At 64.0% G+C, this 22,283-nt stretch carries 16 protein-coding genes; all 16 read right to left on the bottom strand.

Translation table 11 applies throughout. The annotated features are described in order from the left end of the window. Window positions 1-32 precede the first annotated feature (32 nt). From EC912_RS09195 to EC912_RS09120, 16 genes are read right to left on the bottom strand one after another with little or no spacing between them, the layout of a single operon-like run. A complete protein-coding gene (locus EC912_RS09195; RefSeq protein WP_132143195.1) occupies window positions 33-2,981 on the bottom strand; it encodes a DUF6519 domain-containing protein in 2,949 nt (982 codons plus the stop codon). 22 nt (window positions 2,982-3,003) lie between these two features. Further along, a complete protein-coding gene (locus EC912_RS09190) occupies window positions 3,004-5,181 on the bottom strand; it encodes a hypothetical protein (protein ID WP_132143193.1) in 2,178 nt (725 codons plus the stop codon). Beyond that, window positions 5,178-8,075 (bottom strand): putative baseplate assembly protein, encoded by a 2,898-nt coding sequence (locus tag EC912_RS09185; RefSeq protein WP_165973551.1) that lies wholly within the window; start codon window positions 8,073-8,075, stop codon window positions 5,178-5,180. Before EC912_RS09185 ends, EC912_RS09190 begins: the two co-directional genes overlap by 4 nt. Beyond that, the gene (locus tag EC912_RS09180) at window positions 8,075-10,699 is read right to left on the bottom strand and encodes a putative baseplate assembly protein (RefSeq protein ID WP_207906807.1); all 2,625 of its coding nucleotides are present in this window, start codon (window positions 10,697-10,699) and stop codon (window positions 8,075-8,077) included. Before EC912_RS09180 ends, EC912_RS09185 begins: the two co-directional genes overlap by 1 nt. Further along, the gene (locus EC912_RS09175; RefSeq protein ID WP_132143187.1) at window positions 10,696-11,064 is read right to left on the bottom strand and encodes a GPW/gp25 family protein; all 369 of its coding nucleotides are present in this window, start codon (window positions 11,062-11,064) and stop codon (window positions 10,696-10,698) included. The genes EC912_RS09180 and EC912_RS09175 overlap by 4 nt, the downstream gene beginning before the upstream one ends. Before the next feature lie 10 nt (window positions 11,065-11,074). Next, window positions 11,075-11,392, bottom strand: a complete 318-nt coding sequence (locus tag EC912_RS09170) for a hypothetical protein (protein WP_132143185.1) — start codon at window positions 11,390-11,392, stop codon at window positions 11,075-11,077. Between the two features lie 19 nt (window positions 11,393-11,411). Next, on the bottom strand, window positions 11,412-11,960 hold the full coding sequence (locus EC912_RS09165) for a phage baseplate assembly protein V (protein WP_132143183.1): 549 nt from the start codon (window positions 11,958-11,960) through the stop codon (window positions 11,412-11,414). After that, window positions 11,957-13,087 carry a hypothetical protein gene (locus EC912_RS09160; protein ID WP_132143181.1) on the bottom strand — a complete coding sequence of 377 codons (1,131 nt, stop codon included), beginning with the start codon at window positions 13,085-13,087 and terminating at the stop codon, window positions 11,957-11,959. Before EC912_RS09160 ends, EC912_RS09165 begins: the two co-directional genes overlap by 4 nt. Beyond that, complete coding sequence (locus EC912_RS09155) at window positions 13,087-13,470, bottom strand: LysM peptidoglycan-binding domain-containing protein (protein ID WP_243649207.1); 384 nt, start codon at window positions 13,468-13,470, stop codon at window positions 13,087-13,089. The genes EC912_RS09160 and EC912_RS09155 overlap by 1 nt, the downstream gene beginning before the upstream one ends. Further along, window positions 13,467-14,117: a hypothetical protein gene (locus EC912_RS09150; protein ID WP_132143179.1), complete on the bottom strand. Its 651-nt coding sequence runs from the start codon at window positions 14,115-14,117 to the stop codon at window positions 13,467-13,469. The genes EC912_RS09155 and EC912_RS09150 overlap by 4 nt, the downstream gene beginning before the upstream one ends. After that, complete coding sequence (locus EC912_RS09145; RefSeq protein WP_132143176.1) at window positions 14,114-17,680, bottom strand: DUF4157 domain-containing protein; 3,567 nt, start codon at window positions 17,678-17,680, stop codon at window positions 14,114-14,116. The genes EC912_RS09150 and EC912_RS09145 overlap by 4 nt, the downstream gene beginning before the upstream one ends. Further along, complete coding sequence (locus EC912_RS09140) at window positions 17,677-17,898, bottom strand: hypothetical protein (RefSeq protein WP_132143174.1); 222 nt, start codon at window positions 17,896-17,898, stop codon at window positions 17,677-17,679. Before EC912_RS09140 ends, EC912_RS09145 begins: the two co-directional genes overlap by 4 nt. Next, the gene (locus EC912_RS09135; RefSeq protein WP_165973550.1) at window positions 17,895-19,733 is read right to left on the bottom strand and encodes an ATP-binding protein; all 1,839 of its coding nucleotides are present in this window, start codon (window positions 19,731-19,733) and stop codon (window positions 17,895-17,897) included. Before EC912_RS09135 ends, EC912_RS09140 begins: the two co-directional genes overlap by 4 nt. Next, a complete protein-coding gene (locus EC912_RS09130; protein WP_132143170.1) occupies window positions 19,730-20,995 on the bottom strand; it encodes a DUF4255 domain-containing protein in 1,266 nt (421 codons plus the stop codon). Before EC912_RS09130 ends, EC912_RS09135 begins: the two co-directional genes overlap by 4 nt. Beyond that, complete coding sequence (locus EC912_RS09125; protein WP_132143168.1) at window positions 20,992-21,585, bottom strand: hypothetical protein; 594 nt, start codon at window positions 21,583-21,585, stop codon at window positions 20,992-20,994. Before EC912_RS09125 ends, EC912_RS09130 begins: the two co-directional genes overlap by 4 nt. After that, complete coding sequence (locus EC912_RS09120) at window positions 21,582-22,277, bottom strand: hypothetical protein (protein ID WP_132143166.1); 696 nt, start codon at window positions 22,275-22,277, stop codon at window positions 21,582-21,584. The genes EC912_RS09125 and EC912_RS09120 overlap by 4 nt, the downstream gene beginning before the upstream one ends. Window positions 22,278-22,283 lie beyond the last annotated feature (6 nt).

The following is a 22,283-nucleotide window of genomic DNA, read 5'->3' as shown; positions in this document are numbered from 1 at the left end:
TTAAGTAACCAATATGTAAAGAAATTTGTGACCTATTGCCTGATGTTGAGGTCCTTCCAGGGGGCGCCGGGCGGGGCGGCATTGAGCAGGATGTCTCCCTGGGTGATGTTGCCGAGGATGGTCGCGGCAGGGCCCCGGTCGCCCAACGTACCGGCGATGATCGAGATCGCCGGGTCCTGGCCCTGAACCTGGTTGCCGCCCACCACGACCGAGGTCGCATTCGCGATCACGGCGGGCGTGCTGTCGGTGCGCACGACGGTGCAGTGGTTGTTGCTTACGTTGCAGAAGCCAGGCGCCGATACGATCACCGCGACCGCACGCACCCGTGCGGCGATCTGGTTGCCCGTTACTTCTATCCGGGACCCCGCATCGATCGTTTCCGGGGTCAGCTTCTTTGCTTTCGTGGCTGCAATGGCAGCGGCGGATTTCATCATCAGCAGATCGACGTCGGTCAGCTTGGCACGGCTTTTCGCGATGCGAGCAATCGCAATACCAAGGAAGAAGCGATCGCCAAGATCGACATCCTTGTCCGCAAGAATGACATTGCCGGTGACGTCGACCGTGCATTGCCCGTCGTCGGCCATCGTGTCCATTATCACGACGACGCCCGCACCGCAGCCGTCGATGCGATTGCCGCGCACCATCAGCGAAGCGAACAGGTAGCCGGCCTGGATCGCACCGTCGCGGAAGTTCTCGATGCGGTTGTCGACAACCTGCGCGTGGCGGGGCGTACCCGTCTTGCCGGAATCGTCGCCGAGCATGATCGCGCAGCCGTGGCCCTGGTCGCGTATGACCCGGATCTGTTCGAAATCGTTGTCCACAATCGCGGCCGTAGCCGCATTGCTCACCACGCCGTTGCCGAAAACGAGCAGCCGGTTGCCGCTGAAATGCAGTGCGGTGTCGCCGGCGCCGACATTTGCGATGGCGTATGCCGTGTCGGAGCACTGGCCAGCCGCATTGCCTTCGATGCGGACCACCGAGCTGTTGTCGGACTTAATCTGGACGTTCACGGCCGTAAGAACGCAGGTGAACGTATTGCCGGTCGCATACAGCTCGCGCATATCGACTGGGTTGGCGGTGCCGTCCCTGGGTACTTCCGCCGACAGGCTCACCAGGCCATTGGGTGTGCGGAACGTATTGCTCTCCAGTCGCAGTCGTCCGATCTGCTTTAGCACGCCGATCGCCACCACGGACGGGTTGGTCGCAGCGTTCCCTTCGAGTGCCTGCGTGGATATATCGACCTGTTCGACGGTCAGGATCACGTCCGCGGTGCTCAGCAGCACGATACCGGCAGCGTTCTCTTGCCTTTCGATGACGATCGCCATCGCCTCGATGGCGACATCCGCTTGCGCGTCGACCAGGAACGCGCTGCCGCCGAGCGCGACGACGCGCGTGGCGGTGCCTTGTCCACGAAGAGTCAGGCTGGCCTGATTCGCGACCTTCACTGGTTCCGCGAGACGATACTCGCCAGCTTCGAGGCAGACGGTCCCGCCGGTGCGCGCCACGACATCGACGGCCTTCTGCAGTACGCCGTTGTCCTTCTTGAAATCGTCCGGCGAGATGCAGATCGTGCAGGCGCATCCATCGCCGCCCGTGCTTTGCGCGGGCGGCCAGGGTTTGCGGCAGTCGGACACCGTGTTCGGTGTGGTCACCACGCCAAGGCGCGCATAGTGATGATGGATGCCGAGCGGCGGTGCGTCGGTCAGGAGTTCGACGGAGGCATCGACCGAACGGGCGGCGAACAGCCAGTAGTCGCCGGTATGGAAGGTGCCGCCTGCCGCCACGACGTCGAAGCTGACGGCGATGCCATTCTCCAGCGCGATGACCGACGTGGCCGACGCGGGCACGACGATACTGCCATCGGCGCCTGCCGCGGAAAGATCGGTGTACACCTTGATCGGCGCGACGTCGGTCTGGAAGACCTGGCCTTTCTGGTCCCAGCGCCGGATGCGTGTGCCGTTCAGTGGATCGGGTGTGCCGGGAACCGTAAAGTCCGGTCCGGTGATGGCCTGTTCCACCGTGATGCTGCGCGCGACGCTGTCGACGCCGCCGGTGGCGATGCGCAGCAACATCCCCGGAAGTTGATTCAGTTCGTGCCGGTCGTCGGTCAGTTCGATCCAGTCGCCGGGCTGGAAGCCGAGCTTGTCGTCCTTACCGACAGTGTCGACGACGAAGCTCGCGTTGTTGGTGAAGCTCAGTACATGCGCTTCGATCGATGCGTTCTCGCGCGAAAACTTGAATGTGGCGACGCCAGGTGGACCGGATTTGTGGATCTCTGCCCGATACAGATGATTATCGGGGCTCTTGTATCCACCTTCGGGCGGAATGATGCAGGGATCGTCGCTGCCGAACGCCGCCACGTGGGTACTCAGGCGTCCGGCCGAGGGGGCGATGAGTGCATTCCAGTCGGCCAGGTTGGTGTCGCATGCGACGCTGCCCGATGCGGCGCCTTTGATCTCCAGTGTTTTGACTTGCCAGACCGTCTGCGCGCGCGTCGACGTGCCGAAGCCCACGGCCTTCTCGACCAGTGCGGTCAGGCGCATGGACGTGACTTCGCGCTCCCACACATCGACATAGGCAAGGAAGATGCCCGGCTTGCTGAGGTCCGGTACGACCGGCGCGGGCAACCAGGGCTGTTTGTCGAATGGCGTAGCGCTACTACCGCGGGATTCGGCCAGTTGCGCATCCCACGTGTCCGGGGCCACGCCATGATTTTCGGCCAGCAGTCCGTCGACGTAGATACGGCCCGGACCGATGGTCAGGCCCGTGCCGGCGATGGCGATGGCAAACGCATCGGGTGTTGTCGCGGGTACCACGGCGTCGCCGCCGAACGTGTCCAGCGCGGTGGCCTGCGCCTGGCGCTTTACCTGCGCGACCCATTCGTTCCAGTCCTGGTCCAGCAGCGGACGGCCCTGTTCCAGGAAAACGCCGAAGAAATTCCTGGTGGGATCGAACGTGTAACGACTGTAATCACCACTCATGGCGTTCCCCGTCTGCGTTCACTCAGCTTTCGTAAAAGATGCCGGCTTCGAGGCCGACGCGAAGGTATTCGGACAGGCGTAAGCGCAGGTTGCCCTCGCGCTGTACGCCGGCGACGGCATTGAAAACGCCCGGTTCGCAATCGTTGTCTGCACCGCCGCGTACCGCGTCGCCGCTGGATCGGTCCAGCTTCGCGTAGGCGGGCGAGCCATAGCGCAGCGTCACGAAGTGCGGCGTGCCAAGGTCGACGGTATCCGCCGATTCGGGCAGGCAGTGATAGCGGCGCGGCACGCGCGCACCCGGCGACAGGTAGGTGAAACGGATGCAGCCCTCCTGCAGCCGGTCGGCGACGATGGGCGCTGTCCAGTCGTCGGGGCTCGCAAGGCGAGCCATAAGGATCGAGTTGCTGACCAGAGGCAGCGTGCGTGCGTGGATCTTGCCGACCACGGTGCAGTTCACGAGGCTGAGCGCGCCGCCCGCCGATTCGTTGTCGTGGTCGGCATACGCCACTTCGGTTTGATCCGTGGCGTCGATGATGGAGTCCGCCGCGTTCGCGCTGCTAAGCGCATGCACGCGGATGCCGCCGACGATCGACTGGCGGATCGTCAGCGCCACGCCCGGTGTATCGATGTCGATGCCGGGTGTCTGGCGGTGCACCGGCGACCCGTCCGGATGCAACGCGATGCCGGGGACCAGCGTGCAGTGCGCGATTTCCAGGACGCCAAGCGCATTGGATCCCCCCGAGCCCACGGTCAGCGTGTCGCCTGCGATGAGCAGGCCATTGAGGCGCACGGCGGATTGCTCGCCGCCGCCGATGACCAGCGGCGCGGTGAGGACGATGGTGGGCCGGTACCCGTCGGCGGCACGCAGCACGATCTGACTGTTGGCCGGCGCGGCGATGGCGAGCGCTTCCTCGTATCGTCCGCTGTCCCTGATCTCCACTACGCCACCCTTGGCTCCCAGTGCGGCGATCGCGTCCTGGATGTGCGCGTGATGGTCGGGTACGAGGATCAGGTTCGCTGGCGCGCTCGCATCCGCGGTCTCGGCTTCGCGGTCGTACTCGCCGCCTCCCATCGGTGCGCTGAATCCATATTGAAAGTCCACCGCGAGGGACGTGCCAGCGGGAAGATCGACGCGGGCCCCGATACGGCCAAGCACCGGATCGACCGCGTACTTGCCATTGACGGTGGGCAGGTGGGCCCAGGTTCCCGCGTGATCGCTCAGGTTGCAGATGCACACATCGGTCGCGGGCACCGGCGTTACGGTGCCGCCCGTGAGTTCGTACAGAAGCAGGCTCAGGCCCGCGCCGTAGTAGTCGTTCTTGCCTGCATCCAGGACGCGCCGGCTGATCGGTTCCGGCACGTTGATGGGTTTGGACATCCCCGAGAACGCGACGATCGGCAGCGCATGCGAATACAACGGTTGGTCGATGCCCAGCGGATGGAAACGCCAGCGTCGGCTGTCGACGGAGATGGCTGGAGAACCGGTCAGCGGCCACGATGAGATGCTCCACAGGAACATGCCGATATTGGGAATGTTGTAGCGTCCGCTTTCGCTCGCTATGCGACGAACATCGATCGTGTGCATCACCGGATCGAATGCCGTGTTCAGGCGTTCCAGCGCGTTGCCGTTGCGCATATCCGGCGACGCGAGGCATTGCGGGCGGATATGGTTCATCGACTGGCTGACGACAATGCGCTGGAAAAACTCCACGGCGGTGGCGCTCCAGCCCGTGACGTCCCGCGCCAGTTGTTCCAGGCATACCACCGTGCCCTTGCGCCGGCGGTAGCCGATCGTATGCGCTACTTCGGCGCGCGGACTGGCGATAGCCGGGGTCACGCCATGCAGCATGCGATAGCCGATCAGGTCGCCGATATACGGTACGACCCAGTCCGCGCAGGTTTCGATGAACTGGTCGTCGTAGAGTTGCTCGACGTTTTCCTGCAACGCGGCGATCTGCTCCGCAAGCAGACCGATCAGGCTCGCGAGCGGACCGGCGAGGCCGCGTTCCCGCACCGCGCCGTAGATCTGCTGTTGCGCGGGCGTGAGCACACCGCCGCTATCGAGCACACCTTGCAGTTCGAGATAGTTCTTCCGATCGGCCGCGTCCAGCCAGCCCGGCGAAAATTCGGCCTGCGCCAGATCGCGTATCCGCAATACCGCCGGCAACAGGCGCAGCATGTCCTGCGGGTTCAGGCTCATGCCATCGCTCCCAGTTCGAACGGTGCCGGATCCAGCGTCAGCAATTCTGCCGGACTGACCGTACCGTCGGCGCGCAGCGCGGGAAGGGCGGCGACCAGTTGGGCAACCGGCTGCGGACCGACCGGGCCGACTTCGGTTCGATACAGCCGTTGTATGTCGACAGCCAATACGCCGGGCACGGACTGGACGATGGCATAGACCTCGTCGATGTTTACCGGCTGACCGAACGCGCGTGCGTCGAATGCATACGCCGCACGCAGCGTCGCCACCACGGCCGCGGTCGTGGCCACGGGATCGGCGTCCGCGGTGTAGGCGATGGCTAGTTTCAGAGTGAACGTGGCCTTTGTATACGTGTGTACCGTCAAAGGCATCAACGGGTCGCCGTACGCGCGCAGACTCGCCACCAGATAGCTCTGTGTGTCGCTTCCGTCGGGTATCGGCTTGCCGTCGGCACCTGCGATCGTGACGTGGATGCCTCGCCCGGGTCCGTTGCCGATCCACATGGCGTGCGCCTTGGCGACGCCGGCGAACGCGCGTGCGTAGTCCGCGTAATCGCTCAGCGACACCGCACGGTCGAGCGTGAGTATGCGCAGCGGCGCGTTCATGCGTGCGCTGGTCAGGTCCTCGGCATCCGCGCCGCCGGTGGCGTCGTTGGCATTGACGACGGACTTGACGCCGAGCGGGCGGGTGAGCAGCGAAGTCAGCTGTCCGCTGCGCAGATTGCCGGCCGATCCGATTCCCTTGCGATAGCGCAGCCGGACGTTGCTCTGACCGGTCGGCAGGCGCGCACCATCCCCACCGAAGTTGATACGGGTCACGCCCATATCGTCCTGCCATGTGTCGTAGACGTGTTCCTTCGGGCTATGCGAATAGCGGAACGGTACCTCGGCCCAGAGCAGCGAATTGACCCGCACTTCCAGCGTCGAAGTCGCGCCCTGCGGCGAACTGGGACTGGACACGTACGTCAGGGGTGCCTGTTTGAGCGTGAAGCTCTGCGCAGGCAGGCTCGCGTTTCCGCTGCCCGCGATCTCGGTAACGGTCTCGCCGTGCGTCGCGTCCGCGATGTTGGCGTTGACGGCGACGGTGGAGCGGTCGTAACAGTTGACCAGGACGCTGGCCAGGGCAAGCGTTGTCGTGGTCGGCGTGAGCTTGACGGCGTCGATGCCGCCTAGCAGCGTGACCACTTCGCTCAACGTTGAATCGTCGCGCGTCGCCGGCGTGAATGCCAGCGTACCCGCTGCCGCATCCAGCTGCATGCTATGCCCATCATGGTCGAGCACGGTCCAGCGAAGCGTGCCGGTCAGGCCCGGATTGCCCAGTGCATCGAAGGGTATCGGCTGCCAGAAACCCGGACTGATTTCGCTTGCCGGCGCGCCGAGGACCGGAAAAGTTTCGCCGGCCTGAGCCACGCGTGTGGGCTGGCCAATGAACTTCACGATGCCGGTATCGCGGGGCAGGGTGACGCGCTGCCGCTTGCCGTTGACGGCGATCTTCTGTCCGGGAGCGAGGCCCGGACGGCTGACGCCCAGTACCAGCGTGCTGCCATAGACCGGGTAGCGCACCGGACGCGGTACGGGAATCAGTTCTTCGCTCTGCACCATGAGCAGTGTCGTGCGCGGATCGAGCGTGTCGGCGGTCGCATTGCCGTCCACGTGAAGGCGCGTGATCTTCGCCGACAGCGCAAAGTCGCTGCGGGATAGCTGGTCGACTGCGCTGATACGGTAGAGCGTGGTGCTCAGGTGCTCCCCGACCATGGCAATCACCCAGCTGACGCCGATGTAGACTCCCGTCATGCCTCCGATCAGTCCTCCGGACACCGGGCCCAACCCCTTGGCAAGCGTCGCTTCGAAGGCGTCGGAAATGCCGCTTGCTTTCGTGACCGATGCGACCCAGCTTCCGCCGACCACCTTTGAATACAGCGCGTCCAGATCGAACGGGCCGGTCTTGGGTACTTCGAACTTTGGCCATTTGAAGTCAGGTACTTTCGTCCCATCGAAAAGTGCTGCATTGCCACTGTTGGCAAGCAGGTTGGCATCGGGTGCAGCGGCTCCGAACAGCGCGGCGCGCTGACGGAACACATGCGCGCGAAAACCGTTGGCGGCGGTGGCATCCCATGACGCGGTCAACGGCCGGGTCCAGCTCAGACGCGTGATATCCAGCGACTTGTCTTCTTCCACACGATCGATCCAGACGACCAGCGATGGATCGTTCGCCGGAATCGAGCTGTAGCGCGCGGCGGTCACCAGCGCGATCGAATCGCCTTGCGAAATCTGCAAGCCGGTGCCTGCGACATACAGATCGGTCGACCCGGCCGCAATCAGCGGCAGCGTGGAGCCCACCACGGGCATGGCATTCCATTCGACGCGCGCGGGGAGGTCGACGACCGTTTCGAAGGTCTGCGCCATCTGCCCGGGATCGGGGATGCTCTGCACGCGTGTGCCTGCCGGAATGGTGACCGGCTGCGCGGCGAGAGACAGTTGCCCCGGTGAGGGCTCCAGCGTGAACGCAAGCGACGTGCTGGCGGCGACACCGGGTGCGGCCCTGTAGCCGGTCAGGCGCGCCAGTTCGATAACCGAACGGCGTTCGGTCGCCGTGCGCAGGAAAGACTCGTTGATGAGGCGTTCCTGATAGAAGGTCACCACGTGGGCCGCGCAGGCGACCGCATCGCACACAGCGACCGTCCAGTCCATGCCCTTGTCGCCTTCGGCGCGCGCGGTGAGCCTGGATAAGGCCGGATAGTCGGTACTGGACAGACGCGCGAGCATGCTCGCTCGAAACTGAGGTTGCGTGCCGATGCGATAGGCAATTGTCTGCAGGCCGGGTGCGTTGTAGATCGCTTCCGGGGTTTCTTTGTCGGTGCCGGCGCAGCAACCGCATGTCATCGGATCGGCCATCATTTGCCTCCGTGGACGTCCAGGCGAAGCACGCCGCGCTCGGGATAATTCGGATCGTTATCCAGGCGAGCGATCTCGAACGGGCCGATGGGCAGCCGTCCGTCGAGCAGGTACGTAGCGTCGTTGGTGCCCTGGCGCTGGAACGTGGTGACCTGTACCGACGCGACGCCGGGTACGTCGTGTGCAGCCTTGTAGATACCGCTCAGATAAACACTCTGCCCGAAGCTGTAGTTGTCGGCATGGAACAGACCCATGCCGCCGTCGGGGAGGCGGCGGTTGCCCAGGGTAAGCAGCAACTGCTGGCGAACGTCACTGCGGAAATAGTCCGGCTTCACGCAGATATGCAGTGCGACTTCGAGCGGAATGTAGTGCGGATCGTTGACCGATACATCCTGACCGGCCATACGGAACAGGTCGATCAGAGCGGGGAGCTTGTCCTTTACGTCTTTCACATCGGCACCGGCGATGGCATCGGGTGTGATCTGCACCGTGTACCAGCTCCCGGTCCAGCGCAGCGATGCAGCCGCCCGCTGGATGCGCGGGTCGCGTTCGGCGACGTGCGCATAGTCGTCCATCGTCACCGCGCGTTGCTGGGTGCGGAAGGCGAAAGGCGCACGCTGGCGCACGGACTCGGCATCTTCCGCGTCGACGCCACCAGTGGCGGGGCAGGGATTGCGTACGGCATCGATCGCGTTCGTTCCAGCCACGACATGCGCGATGCTGTCGGCGCCCACGTTGCCCGCCGTGCCGTTGCCGGTGCGATACCACGCGGCGAAAGCCGTCATTGGGGCAGCGCGCATGGCACGGTTGTCGTCGCCGTAGCGAAAACTGGCCCGGGCGCGCTCGTCCACTTCCACCACCACGTGCCGGTCGACCGGGTTGCTTCCAAGCAGACTGCGGCGGGGCTCCCACGCGTGCTCGTGCGCGTCCAGCGTGCCGATCAGATGTACTTGCGGCAGGACTTGTTCCATGGCGACTTTCACCGCCGCCGATGCCGGACCTTTCGGGTCGTATGGATCCGGTTGTGTGCCGAAGATCTTGCCGCCTGTGTCCACCAGTTTGCCCGCCGCCTGCGTGAGCGGCGTGCGCTGCAGCGACGGACGGTAGCGCGGGGGTATCGCTTTGGGTGCGCGCGGGTTGCATGGGTCGTCGCAGCAACTGTCGACCGTAAACAGCGTCGGTGAAGGCACGACGCCCAGGTCTTCGCCATGTGCTGTGTCGAGTCCTTCGGGAAAGGACTGGCCGTGATCCACCAGGACCATGTTCCCACGCGCGACACTCACGTCGGGGCAGGGCTTGCCGTCGATGATCTCGCTGATGCACAGCGCGAACGGCAGCGCGTCGGCACCGGCCCAGGCTATCTGCGTGATGAGTGTGCCTTCCACCGGATCCTTGCCTGTCGCATCGACGGCGGTCAGGCGCACGACGTGGCGGTGGGAAATATCCGCATCGCCGGGTTGACCCGTGTGCGGACCGATGCGTTCCTCGAAAACCATCACATCGCCAACGGCCAGACCCATCAGACTGCCGGCCAGCGTGGCCGATGTAGCGCCGCTCGGCAGACAGCAGCGACTCTCGCTCCAGGTGTAGAACGACACCTGGTTATGTTCCGAGCGCAATGTCTGGATGTAGCCGGTGGCCTGAAGCATCGGATCTAGCATGGCCTCGAAGACCAGCGGCCCCGTGCGCATCGCATCGTCCAGCACCGGACCGACAGGGATCTCTGCGGGAAATCCGGTGCAACGCGTCAGGAAACGCGTGCCTGCGAGCGGCAACGCCACGGTACCGGCCACGCGCACGTGAACCCATGCACGTGCATTGCAGCCGTCGTGCATGGGGTAGTCGACCAGGGTCGCATGCCGACGCAACGAGATGCGTCGCCGCGCGGTGCTGAAGTACCCTTCCGTCGAGGCGGCGTCCTGCTGATAGCTGAGTTGGTCGTATGCATAGGCCATCAGTTCGGTCACCGCCATACCGAAGTCGGCTTCGCTGGACTGCTCCCAGGCCGGTACCAGTTGTGCCAGGCGGTCGAGCATCAGGCGACGGAAGCTTGGGTAGTCCTTCGCCAGATAGTCGATGTCTGGTATGTCGCCGTCGACGCCGATGCACACATCCGGTGGTTTGCAATCGAAGTCGGTGGGGCATTGCACCTTGAATGCAAAGTCGATCCGCGACAGTTGTGGGTCGAAACCCGCTGGCGGTGTATCGACGGTGGGCGATGCCACCACGTTCAACGTATAGGTCGAGAAGTCGCCTGCGACGGCGGTGCGCACGATCAGTGTCGAGGTGGCATCGGCGAGTTTGCCGATGACGGCCAGCGTGCCAGCCTCGGCCGCCGCGGTGTCCGGTGGAAGTGGCGAAGCGAGCGGCAGCGGCGTGGGCGATGCCACGCCGGCCCATTCGATGGCAATGCCGACGATACGCTCGCCGCCGGTGAGCCTGACGTTCTTAGCCGAAAAACCGGCCGGCAACGGCTTTAGGAAATGCACCAGCAACGTACGTTGGCGTAACGGATCGGTATCGGCCAGATCATGGTCGATGACCTCGAGGTAGTCGAGCCCGTTGAGCGCGGAATGGTTCAGTACGCGCTCGCGACGGTCGGCGGTGCAGCAGCGGTAGATCATGGTGCGCCCTCCACGCTGCGCTGGAACGTTTCCATCCGCCATTGCCCGGAGGTCAGTCCCTGGTAAGTCACGCTGATCGTCAATGTCGCGTCATCCGCTTCGACGCTGACGTTGCTTACCGTCAGGAGATGGCCGAGCCAGCGCTGCAATCCACTCTGGATAAGCACCTGGGTCGCGCTGGCCAGTTCGAAGCTGTTCGGTGCGAAGACCATCTGCATTACGCCGCAGCCGAAGTCCGGCAGCATCACCCGCTCGCCGGGCGAGGTGAACAGCACCTGCTCGATCAGGTCGCGCAGGTGTGTGTCGTCGGTCGCCTCGGCGGTGTACCCGCGATGATCGAACCGGTAGGGATAGGCGAGATTCACAGGTCTTCCCTCATGTCGCCACGGCGCGTATTTGCGCGACGATGGGTAGCATTGGCGTGCCGCTCGGCGCGCAGACGGAGACACCGCTCTGAATAGCGACAGGTTGGCCCATCGCCATGACGCGCACCGCACCGACCACCCACTGACCGGTCACGCAGGGACCGGGAGCGGGCGCCACGAACGGGCATCCGGCGATCACATACGGCACCGCCATCGTGGCCACCGGTTGGCCGCTGACCATTACGCGGGGTACCGGTGCGCCAGGCGTCGCCTGTCCTCCGTGCGTACACAGGACAGTCGCGCCGACGTGCAGAATGGGTCCGGGCATGATGGTCGGTCCTTGTCGGCTACATCACGGTGAGGGCGCCGAGATTGATATCGACGATGTTGGCGGTGAGGGTGATGGATGCCCCTTTGCCGTTCTGGATGAATACGCCTGCATCGTTCACGACGAGCATCGCGCCGGTCAGGCTCTTCAGTACGATGCCGCCTGTCGCCGGTGTCGGCGGTGCGTCGCTGAGCAGCAGCGTCTGCTGTCCCATGGTCTGCATGCAGATATTCGGCGACGCCGGATTGCCAAGCAGTGCCAAAGGCGGCACGTCCGATGCCGCTCCCCAACGGCATCCCACCCAGATCGGCCGCGATGCGTCGCCCTGTTCGAACTCGACCCATACGCCGGCGCCAATGGGCGGCACCATGAAAACGCCCATGGGCAGGCCCGTCGGGCCGGCCAGCGGCACACATGCCTCGGCCCAGCTGGTGGGCGCGTCGCCGGTGACATCGGGAACGATCAGCATCAGCCGGCCGCACAGCAATGGGTCGACGTTCTGCACGACCGTGCCGCGGTATTTGCCGTAGAAGCTGCGGACCTGTGCATCGGTAATCGAAGTCGTCATGGCATCACCGCCGATACGTTGGAAATCAGTCCGTCGCGCGAAAGATTGAAGTTCTGCTTGTATTCGCCGCGCTTGAGCGAGTGGCTGACGCTGTTGACGTAGTACAGCCCGTCGTAGGTACGTCCGGCACCGCGCACGCCGACCATCATTCGCGATCGCAGCACGCGGCCGTAGCGCAGCACGTCGAGCGTGCCGGTGCCGGTGACCGAATCGGTCGAATTCCACAGGATGCCCAGTGCGCGATTGGCCGCATCGGTCAGCGACAGTCCGGCCATGCCCTCGACGAACTCGACCTTCGCGGGGATCGGCATGCGCAGCCCCATCGGCGGGCGCAGGATGCTGATGTTCGGAATAGGGATGGGGATGGGGATCTTGCCTGTGAACGGATCCATCACGGTCACCACCGTGATCTTTTTCATCGTGCCGTCCAGGCTGAAGCTGAGCGACTCGACATTGGTCGCCGCGTCCGAGTCGACGGTCAGTGCCGGTTGCGGGTCGGGAATGCGGATGTCCGGACCGAAATAGGCGATGTTCATCCCTGCCACGGGGCCCGGTTCGATGTAGAAGACATAACCGACCTGCTTGGCGAGCTGCTTGATGTACGCCAGGTCGGTGCCCGTCTGGCTCGGCAGTGCTTCCAGCGGATTGGATACGTCCGGAAGGATCGGCGGTATGGCCAGCGGGACGATGCCGATCGCGGCGTACTTGGCCAGGATCAGATACACACGCGCGATGATCGGCATCGCGGGGAAACGCATGAAAGGCATCTCCACCAGATCCATCATGCGGCTGAGATCTTCGCCCGTAATGGTAAGCGTGGATTTGCCGACCTCGTTGCTCGGGGTCAGCTCCTGTCGCGTAATGACACCGTCCATGATGACGGTCGTCTGCCCGTTGACCGTCACCAGCAGGATCACGCGGGTGATGATCGGATCGAAATATCCCGATGGCAGCAGTCGATTCACCAGGCCCGATTCGCGGCCGGCCTTGAACGTCAGCTGGAAACCTCCGAGTTCGGTCGAACTGGTCACCTGCACGGCGTCCAGTGCATCCACGACCTCGGCCGGCGCCGGCGAGGGAACCGCCGGACCGATCAGCAGGCTCAGATGAATGCCGCCGTCGAGCATCAGGTGCCTCCCGTCGGCGAGGGCACGTCTTCGGGCAATGTGATCAGAAGCCGCTCGCCGACCGTCTCGACGAGTTCGCCCGGGCGCAGCGCGCGATTGGCATCGCAGATGCGCCAGTACAGCAGCGGATCGTTGAAGTACTTCGTCGCGATGCCATCCAGCCGGTCGCCCTCGGCGACGACGTGGCGTTGCAAAGGACGAAAGCGCTCCGGTGCCGGCACGAAACGCCGGGTGAGATAGCTGACCTGGCTGCCATCGGGCAGCGTCATCGCGGTCGTCGGGATGCCGTAGTAGCGGCTGTTCGGCGCGAATGCCTGCATGCCCGCGGCGGAACCTTGCAGGATGGATTCGAGCGTGGCCAGCGCCATCGTCGAGCTGCTCATGGAATGCCTCCGATGCCAAGGACGGACAGGCCGGGAGAGGGCGCCTTCGCACTCAGCCGCTCCTTCGCCTGCAGGTAACTCAGGAAGATCGACGTGCCGCGATGCGTGAAGGGCAGGTCGTCGACGGTCAAGGTGCGCAGGCCCAGATTGAGCTTGGCGCGGATGGGATTGAGCAGTGCATCGAACGCTTCTTCGGTCACGCTGAATTCGGTGACGCGCACGGGTACGACGCGCTGTGCGCTCCACACCAGCAGTGCGAGCGGCGCTTCGGTGGGCGCGATCTCCAGTGTGCCGGCCTGCGCGAGTACGTTCTGGTTGATCAGGTCCGCCGACTGTGGATTCACCAGCGATTCCAGTGCGGCGATCTGCGGATACAGCCCGAATTTCACGACGTCCGGATTGCTGTCGGGTGCGGCGAGCTGGTCCGTGGCATCCAGTTCGGCTTCGATCTTGAAGGTCTCGATCGCCGGCCCTTTCAGGCGCATGGCTTCGGAACGATCTCCGCCTTCGCCGATGCCCTGAACCTGCAACGTGCGCGAGACGCTGTCCGGGTTGTACTGCATCGTGATCACGCGCAGCACCGTGCCGTTCACCGGATCGATCAGCACGATGCCGGCTTTGAGGATGCGCGGAAGCGGCTGGGTCATAGCGGCTTGTCCTTCGGACTGCTCGCGCCCATGACGTTGTCGATCAGTTTGGCGGGATCGAGATTCGGTTTTGTTACCTCGATATCCGACGGGCCAGGCGTGTCCAGCCCTTTGTCCGAGCTGTACGACAACGGCTTGGTGACCTTGATGCCGAGTGTCAGACCCGTGTTGAACTCCTTCGCGGCAAGCGTCCAGTCCCGTTCCGTCGCTACCTTGAAAGGACCGACGCCGGCCTCGGCCTTGACCACGGCTTCGAGCGCGAGCCGGATGGCGAGCGCGAGCGACGCGGCAAAGTCGGCCTTCGCTTCGTAGCGGCCTTTGGCATAGAAGAGCGTGATGTTGGACAGAACCTCGCCCGAAAGAGTCGCCGTCGCGCTGACTTTCAGGCCACCCGAAACGGACGCGATGCCGACGCTTACTTCGATCAGGCCGCTGATCGATCCTTTGATATACGCGGATGCGCCGATCCAGATCTGGCCTTTGATCTCGATGGACAGATTCGGATCATCTTCGAGCGGGTCGAATTTGGCTTCCGCCGAGGCGTTGCGAATCTCACCGGGGCCGATCTGATAACCAGCTTCGAGCTTCCCTTCGATACGCGCGTTCACGCCCACCACGCCGACACTGAGGCCAGGGATGGGAATACTGACGCCCACATCGAGAATCGTGGCGTCGCCCTTGAAACCCTCGAATAGCTTGATCGGCTTGGCGAATGCGAGCTTGCCGTCGACGTGCAGTTTCTCGTCCTTGTCGAGTGAGACGCCAGCCGTCGCCTCGATGCCCTCGCGTATGGCAAGAGTCAGGCTACCTTCGCCAGTGAAGCGTCCGGTCGGCAACAGGTGCACCTTGAGTACGCCCTTCGCGCGACCCTTCTCGAAATGGACCGTGCCGTCGCCCGAGAATTTCTCGTCCTTGTAGCGCAGGTCGATTGTCGCGTCGAAGTTCTTGTACTTGAAGCCGATACCCTTCGCTTCACCGCTAAGATGTTCGCCGTCGTACTCGATGGCGATGTCCACGGGCTTCATCTTGGGGATGTCGAATGTACCCTTGCCCTTGAACTTCCAGCCATCCTTGTTCTTGATAAGCGAGACTTCGACACCCTGTGTCGAGGGAATGTCCAGCATCACCTTGCCGCTGGCCTCGATATCGACCTCGCCGCCTTTTCCCTGTGTGAAGCCGATGCCGACTTCGCCGCTCTTCACGTATTTCAGCTTCTTCTGCAAGTCGGCCAGTCCGACTTTGCCATGGCCCGACCAGCCTGCTTCTTTCGTGTACTCGAAGTGCGCCGTGGCGCTGTCCACGCCGGGAATGAAGACATTCAGGTCGCCGCCGAGCCGGAGCCCGGCGGTATCGACGGTGGCCTTCAGTTCGCCCTCCATGATCTTCCGCTTGCCCGCGGAATATTCGATGCCCAGTGTGCCTTCGGCCTTCAGCTCGGGCGAAAGAATCAGCGCGATGTTCGCTTTGGTGACCTTTGCGCCGGGGATGGGGAGTTTGTAGTCGGCGGGTACGAGGTCTTTCGATATCGAGAGAACTTCCTTTTCGTACTTGATATCCAGCTTTTTCAGGAATGGAAGCGACGGCTTGATATAACCCTTGAAGTCGACGCCGTCGTCCGTGAGCGTGAGGCTGGTGATAGCACCTGGCGACATGAACTTGTAGTCGATCGGGATGCCTTGGTCTTTGCCCGTCTTCGGAGTGAACGGCGTCAGTAACCCTGATTTTAGATTCACCCCGAACTCGAACGGTGCGTCACCCGTCTTGCTCTGTGCATCGCCAAAGGTAAGCGGGAGTCGTGTCGACTTTCTTTCGTCCAGCGCCGCGCGGAGCGTGTCCTTGCCCTCCCCGCGCGTCAGCGTCTTGAGCGTAAAACCGGGAAGAAACGTTATCGCTCCCGCATTGTCATACCCAGGGCTGCCCAGTTGGATGGATTTGTCGGGCTTCGCCTTGGAGAAACCCTTGTCGACGCGTAGCGTTGCAGTGCGTCCGCCCTGCGTCTTGATGACATATGCCTCCATGCCTTCCGTCAGAACGGTTTTGCCTTTCGTCGGCTTGAACGCCTTTTCGTGGATTCCAAGACAGGTGGGATTCGTCTCCGTTCCGACGCCGGCCACTGTCTTTCCACCCATGACCGCATTCTTGAAAGTGAGTTGAATCTCAGAGGCGCTTTTTGCCCCCAGTTGGTCTTCGCTCCGGATTGCCTTCGCAAGTGTCGAAAGCTCTGCCCACAGCGTGCGTCCAGCCAATTCATTCATGGGTCCATTCAACGGCCGCAGATTTTCCTTCGTATTGTTGCCGCCGACCTGGAGCTCGACGATGTGATCGGTCTGACACTTCGCCTCCTGGCCAAGGGGAACGTAGAACTTCGTCTTATTTCCCCCGGCGTCCGCCCAGTTTGGAAGTGCAGACGCTTCATCACGTGGCCAGCCGACTTTGTCCAGCCATCGATCTCGCAATTGCTCGGAGCTATCCCGCGCCTGCTTCAGCACAATTTTCGGGTCTTTGTCGAAATCGCCAATCGTTGCCGCCAAAGCTCTTTTTTTGGCGAGGTTGTTGTACGTTTTCTCGACATCGATGCCCTTGCTCCTTGGTACCATCAGCATCGACACGTCGAAGGCTAGTCTGAACGGGCCGTCATCTCGCTTGTCCTTGTCCGGGTCGACGCGAACAGTCAATGCGGATAGTTCGTCAATCCCGTTGATGACAATGGACGTGCTTTTCGCGGGTGTCTGGAGCCTTGCGAGGGTTGCTGCCGGTGCGACGCTTATGGGTGGCGCGATGCCAGCGGGCGTTTGCGTTACCGGGGGACCTGGCGTCTGAGCCCGGACAGGCGCCGCGCCTTGCTGAGCCACGTGCGCCAGCTCATGGGCCAGCAGCTGCCTACCGGACTGCGTACCCGGACGATATTCGCCACTGCCGAACACTACGTGCTGGCCGTGCGTGAAGGCGCGTGCCTGGATTGCATTCGCGGCGCGTTCGCCGTGTATCCCGGTGTGGATGCGCACATGGGAGAAGTCGCGGCCGAAGCGTTCCTGCATGAAGTGCAGCGTGGCGGGATCGAGCGACGTTCCATGGTCTTCCAGCGCGTCGAATACCGAGTCGTTTGGCTGCGCGTCCGTCTGCCGTGCCTTGCGCTGCAACGGCGCCGTACCGTCGAGTTTCTTCGCGGGAGCAGGTGCGGCCGCGGGCTGATGTACAGGCGAAGGCGTGGCTGTTTCATGCGCAGGCTTGGCCGTCATGGCCTGGTGGGCGTGCTGCGGGTGCGCGTGATCCTTGTGGTGAGGATCGTGCTCGTCGTGGGCTTCGTGCTTTTCTTTCTGAGCCTTCGAATCGTCGCGTGCGCGGCGCTGGTATTGCGGCCCGGCGGACCCGAGCGAAGGCACGGGTTTACGGTTCATCACCGCATCGGCGGCGCGGTCGGCCTCGTGCTCCAGCAGGTCGCCCGGTTCCGACACGCGCGCTTTTTTCTGGCAGTGGGGACATTCGGATTTGTCGTCGCTCTTCTTCTTGCGCGAGATGAGCGGAGGAATGGCGCGCGTCGGTACGAAACTGTGCTGGGTCATGGCTGGTCCCTCAGCAGGGCTTCGACGACCGCGCGAGCGACGTCGCGTGCGCTGCCGCTACGCAGGTCCACGCGCATACCGGTGCAGCTCGAATCGATCAGCCGACGGTCAATCAAGGCGCGCGACAGCATATCCGGCAACTGCGCCATGGCCGCGCGAGCGGTGCGCTCGTCGATGCCCGAAAGCCGCAGGCGGTCGATGTGGATGCGTGTGCTCACCGGTCGCCTCCGTGCAGCCACGATTCCTGCCACGGACGTTCCAGCTTCATGCACTCCGCTCGCGCTGCTGCGACGATGTGCACGGTCTGAACCTCGCATCCGGCGTTCGCCGCGCGACATGCAGCGGACCACGCGATGTTCGCGATGTGACCACCGGCCAGCGGCATACGCGCCAGTTGGTCTGGATCGATGTCGGCCAGTGGTGTTTGCGCCGGGAAGGCGTGACGCCATATGTCGCGTCGCGCGGTCTCGCCAGGGAAGGGGAAGCGGACGACGAAGGCGAGGCGACGCAGGAAGGCCGCATCCAGCAATTGGTCGAGGTTGGTCGTAAGTATCGCCAGCCCGTTGAAACTCTCCATGCGCTGGAGCAGGTAAGCCGTTTCGAGGTTGGCGTGGCGGTCGCGGCTGTCCTTCCCTTCCGTGCGCCTGCCGAACAGCGCATCGGCTTCGTCGAACAGCAGCACCGCGCCGCCGCAGTCGGCGGCGTCGAAGACGCGGGCGAGGTTTTTCTCCGTTTCGCCGACGTACTTGCTGACCACACGCGACAGGTCGACGCGATACAGATCGTGTCCGATAGCGTGTGCGATCACTCGCGCTGCGAGGGTCTTACCCGTGCCAGGTGGTCCGGAGAACAGCGCGGCCACACCGTTGCCGCGGCCGTTGCGTCTTGCGAATCCCCAGCTTTCGCCGACCAGGACGCGCGAACCGGCATGGGCAGCCAGTTCGCGCAGCTGGTTGGCCTGCTCGTCGGGCAGCACCAGTTCGTTCCAGTCCACGTTCGCATCGATGTGCTCGGCCAGTCCCGCGAGGTTGCCCCGGGTCAGCGCACGACAGGCGTCGGCCGCATCGCGTTCGCTCGCAACGGTCAGGTGCAACCGCTCCGGAGCGTGTCGATATTCGGCGGCCAGGCGCATGATCGCGGCCTCGGGCAGCGTGGGAAGATGCGCGCGCCAACGGGCGCGGCGCGAGTTCAGGTCGCTGGCCGGCAGGTGCAGAATGGTCTGTTGGCGCGTTCCCGGGATGTCCGGCGATGCGTCGGCGGCCACGACACATGTCGTGATCTGTTCGATCGCGCGCAGCCATCGCGCGGGCCATTCCGTCGCTTCGAGCATCAGTATGCGCGGCGACAAGGCAGCTTCGCGACGCCACCGGCGGATGAATTCATTCGGCTCGGGATCGGCCTGCGTCGCGTCGGGAACCGTCATGCGCAAGGCTGCGGCACCGGTGAGCGCGGCGGCGGCCAGCACGTGGGCGTGGCGCTCGGCCATGCTGCCACCCGTGAGGATTGCGAGCGGATCGGCATCGTCCGCCAGCAGACGGGCGAGCGTATGGGTGAGCTTCGCATCCAGTGAACCGGTACCGGCGTGGCTGGTCAGTGGCGTCAGCCATGCACTCAGCCACGCGTCCAGTGTGTCGATACCGCGCAATGCGAATACCACGCGTTCGTCGGCATAGATCGCCTTCTGGCTGAGTACTCCATCGCCCGAAAGCCGAACCAGATCGAGCGCGCGCAGCGGTGCGTCGGGTGCGAGTGCGGCGAAGTCGTTGCGCCCGAACAGCGCCGACGCCAGGACCAGCGACGGCCATGGCTGGTCCGGCGAACGTTCCGCGATAAGCGCCGCTGCCTCGTCGTCCAGATCGGGTGCCGCCGCCAGCAACAGTACGTGCCGTGCGAACATCGACAGACCCAGCCGCAGCGCAAGATCGTCCAGCGGCGATCGACCGTCGGCCATCCACGGATAGGCATCTTCGCCGCGCAGGCGGGATTTCAGCCATGCCAGTTCGATGCCGAGCGAATCGGCCGGATCGATGCGGGTGTCGACGAGCGCGTTCATGGCGTCACCTGGATCGACGGGGTGGTGAATGGGCCGCTGGCGGGAAGCAACGCCGATTCCGCGCCGTCGACGCGAACACGTACCAGCGCCGTGCCGAGCGGTACGGTGGCCGGGACGACGATCGACAGCGTCGGCGACGTGCCCCATCCTGGCGGCAACGGTGCGGGCGGCGGCGGTGGATCAGGGGGAGCGGGGCGTGTGGGCACGCGGAGCACGCTGTCGCCGATGATGATGTCCGCATCCTGATCGAAGCGGACGGGCGGGGCGACGTTGAGCACCAGCGTCCCGCCACGGGCGACGGTTGCGGGTACGGCACCCAGCGTGGGCACCACCATGAAGGCCAGCGAGTTGGACTGTGCGCCCTCGCGTGTCGTGCCATCGGGCGTGTGGAAGTCGACCGGTTGACTGACCACGACGGTATTCACGCCTGCATACAACGTGGCCGGCACAGTGACGGTCAGGCGCTGCATCGTGCCGCCGGGATCGAGGGCGACCGTGTCGCGGGGAAACACGACTTGCACGCCAGGCGCGACCAGTTGCGATCCAATGAGTGCCAGTGTGCCGCCGACAGCAATCGTCGACGGCTGCACTTCGAGAATCTGCGGACGCTGCAACGGCTGAACGAGGATGTTGGGCGTGGCGACCGGCTTGGTAGCGCGCAGCGGATCGGTGCGCTGGATGATCACGCACGAGGCGACATAGGCGGCACTGGGCCGGTACTTGGCGCCGAAGGCCGTCCATAACCGCGATATCTCTTCCGTGCTGAGCACTTCGGGCGATACCTTCACCACTTCGAACTGGTCGGCCAGGTTCGATGCGGCGATGGTCTTCAGTTGCGGCGGTACGTCCGTGGTCGTCACGCCGGCCAGTGCCTTGCGCAGGCCATTGCGCGGAAGCAACGGTGTTTCATGCAGCACCTGCATGCCGTAGCCGAGCAGGATTTCCGAATGCAGTTCCTTAATGCCGTAGGCCATCAGCAGGTAATGCAGGTTGAGGGCGAGCGGGGAGTTGGCGACGCAATTGCCATCGACATCGCGCGTCGGCAGGTCCATGTTGCGCCACGCGGCGTTCTCGGTGACCTGGTAAAGGAACAGGTTGAGCTGGCTTTTTGCACCGACGCCCTCGGTCGCGATGCGATCGGGCGGTAGCGCGGATATCAGCACGTCGCCGACGCTGCCGGTGACATGCTCGTCGAGCACGCCGTCGGCCAGCAGGTTTTTCAGCGCCTGGGTCACGGCGGCCACGGCCAGCGCGGTGCTCATCGCTGCCGGCTCCGTGCGTCCAGGTAATCGGACAGGGACAGCGGTTTGGGTGTGCCGGTCGTGCGACCCGGGGCCGATGGCCGGACGGCGGGCGGCGCGACGATTTCGAGCTTGCCGATGTGGATCTCTACATGCGCATCGATGCGTGGCGCCGGCTCGCGTTCGCGCGCGGCGGCAGCGGGTTGCGGCTGGGCACTGCGACGTGCCGGTAGTGGCGTACCGTCGTTGCTGCCTTCGCGCCGCGTGGCCAGCGTCGTGGGTAGGACTGCCTCGGACACGCTACGCACGGGCAGCGCGGGTGAGACTGTTACCGTCGTTACCGCATGTGGCGCGATGCTGTGTTCGCGAGCACGCACGCTTGCATCGCCGCGATCCGGCTCATCGTCGGAACGGGGACGAGTCGGGACTCCATCGATAGCTTCGATGTCTGTGTTGAGCGGCGCGATAGCGGCGGACTCCGGCGCTGCGATGTGGGGCAAGTCTGCTTCGGGTACAGCCTCGGGCAACCACAGAGCACTGACATCGCGTCGCGGACGAATGCCGTCCAGCTCGCCGCGTGCACGCATCAGGACCGCGGTCAGGAAATTCATGGCTCACCCATGCGCGCGAGATAGAACGCCCTGCGCCACGAGGACATCGCCAGCACGCTGGCCTCGTTCCATCCATACGCGCGGCATAGCGCCGCGACGTCCAGCAACTGGCGGTGTGCCCAGTCGCCCGCGCGCCCGAGTACGAACGCACAGATATCCAGCGGCAGATCGTCGTCATGCGCGCAGACAGGGCAGGTGAGGCCGACAGACAGATTGGCCAGCGGCGCCATGGCGTCCAGTCGTGCTTCGCATAGCGTGCGTACGGCGGCCGGAATGTCAGTCGCCGGTACGGGAGCGTCGTCGAGATGCGCAAGCACGACGCAGCGACCGAACAGCGCGTCGTCGCTTATCGGCTGGCCGAGCGCCCACACGACATCATCGATGGTGGGCACGCGCAGTTCGATATGCCAGCCGTCGCGATCGACGGTGCCATCCTTCATCGTGTCGTTAACGAGCTGCGCAACGGGAATGGCGACATCCATGCGTTCGCCGCAATGTGCGCAGGTCGCTTCGCCGTCGAGGATCTCGCCGGTCAGCTCGCGATGAAGCGCAAGCATGGTCGCATCGCGCGTGCCGACGTCGAGGGTACCGGCATGGCGGGTTCCCGCACCCTCCAGCAAGGTGGCGGCGCGGCGACATACCGGTTGGGCCAGGGTCGCTTCCCAGGCGGATACGAGCGCGGCGACGTCCATGAGGTC

The sequence above is a fragment of the Luteibacter rhizovicinus genome (genome assembly GCF_004342265.1).
Taxonomy (GTDB): domain Bacteria; phylum Pseudomonadota; class Gammaproteobacteria; order Xanthomonadales; family Rhodanobacteraceae; genus Luteibacter; species Luteibacter rhizovicinus_B.
The sequence above is the reverse complement of the archived record's forward strand: the minus strand, read 5'-3'. Positions and strand labels throughout refer to the sequence as shown.

What these genes read in the sequence shown, in the direction of transcription:
- EC912_RS09195 (WP_132143195.1), bottom strand. Translation starts at nt 2,981, where the DNA reads ATGAGTGGTGATTACAGTCGTTACACGTTCGATCCCACCAGGAATTTC.
- EC912_RS09190 (WP_132143193.1), bottom strand. Translation starts at nt 5,181, where the DNA reads ATGAGCCTGAACCCGCAGGACATGCTGCGCCTGTTGCCGGCGGTATTG.
- EC912_RS09185 (WP_165973551.1), bottom strand. Translation starts at nt 8,075, where the DNA reads ATGGCCGATCCGATGACATGCGGTTGCTGCGCCGGCACCGACAAAGAA.
- EC912_RS09180 (WP_207906807.1), bottom strand. Translation starts at nt 10,699, where the DNA reads ATGATCTACCGCTGCTGCACCGCCGACCGTCGCGAGCGCGTACTGAAC.
- EC912_RS09170 (WP_132143185.1), bottom strand. Translation starts at nt 11,392, where the DNA reads ATGCCCGGACCCATTCTGCACGTCGGCGCGACTGTCCTGTGTACGCAC.
- EC912_RS09165 (WP_132143183.1), bottom strand. Translation starts at nt 11,960, where the DNA reads ATGACGACTTCGATTACCGATGCACAGGTCCGCAGCTTCTACGGCAAA.
- EC912_RS09160 (WP_132143181.1), bottom strand. Translation starts at nt 13,087, where the DNA reads ATGCTCGACGGCGGCATTCATCTGAGCCTGCTGATCGGTCCGGCGGTT.
- EC912_RS09155 (WP_243649207.1), bottom strand. Translation starts at nt 13,470, where the DNA reads ATGAGCAGCTCGACGATGGCGCTGGCCACGCTCGAATCCATCCTGCAA.
- EC912_RS09150 (WP_132143179.1), bottom strand. Translation starts at nt 14,117, where the DNA reads ATGACCCAGCCGCTTCCGCGCATCCTCAAAGCCGGCATCGTGCTGATC.
- EC912_RS09145 (WP_132143176.1), bottom strand. Translation starts at nt 17,680, where the DNA reads ATGACCCAGCACAGTTTCGTACCGACGCGCGCCATTCCTCCGCTCATC.
- EC912_RS09135 (WP_165973550.1), bottom strand. Translation starts at nt 19,733, where the DNA reads ATGAACGCGCTCGTCGACACCCGCATCGATCCGGCCGATTCGCTCGGC.
- EC912_RS09130 (WP_132143170.1), bottom strand. Translation starts at nt 20,995, where the DNA reads ATGAGCACCGCGCTGGCCGTGGCCGCCGTGACCCAGGCGCTGAAAAAC.
- EC912_RS09125 (WP_132143168.1), bottom strand. Translation starts at nt 21,585, where the DNA reads ATGAATTTCCTGACCGCGGTCCTGATGCGTGCACGCGGCGAGCTGGAC.
- EC912_RS09120 (WP_132143166.1), bottom strand. Translation starts at nt 22,277, where the DNA reads ATGGACGTCGCCGCGCTCGTATCCGCCTGGGAAGCGACCCTGGCCCAA.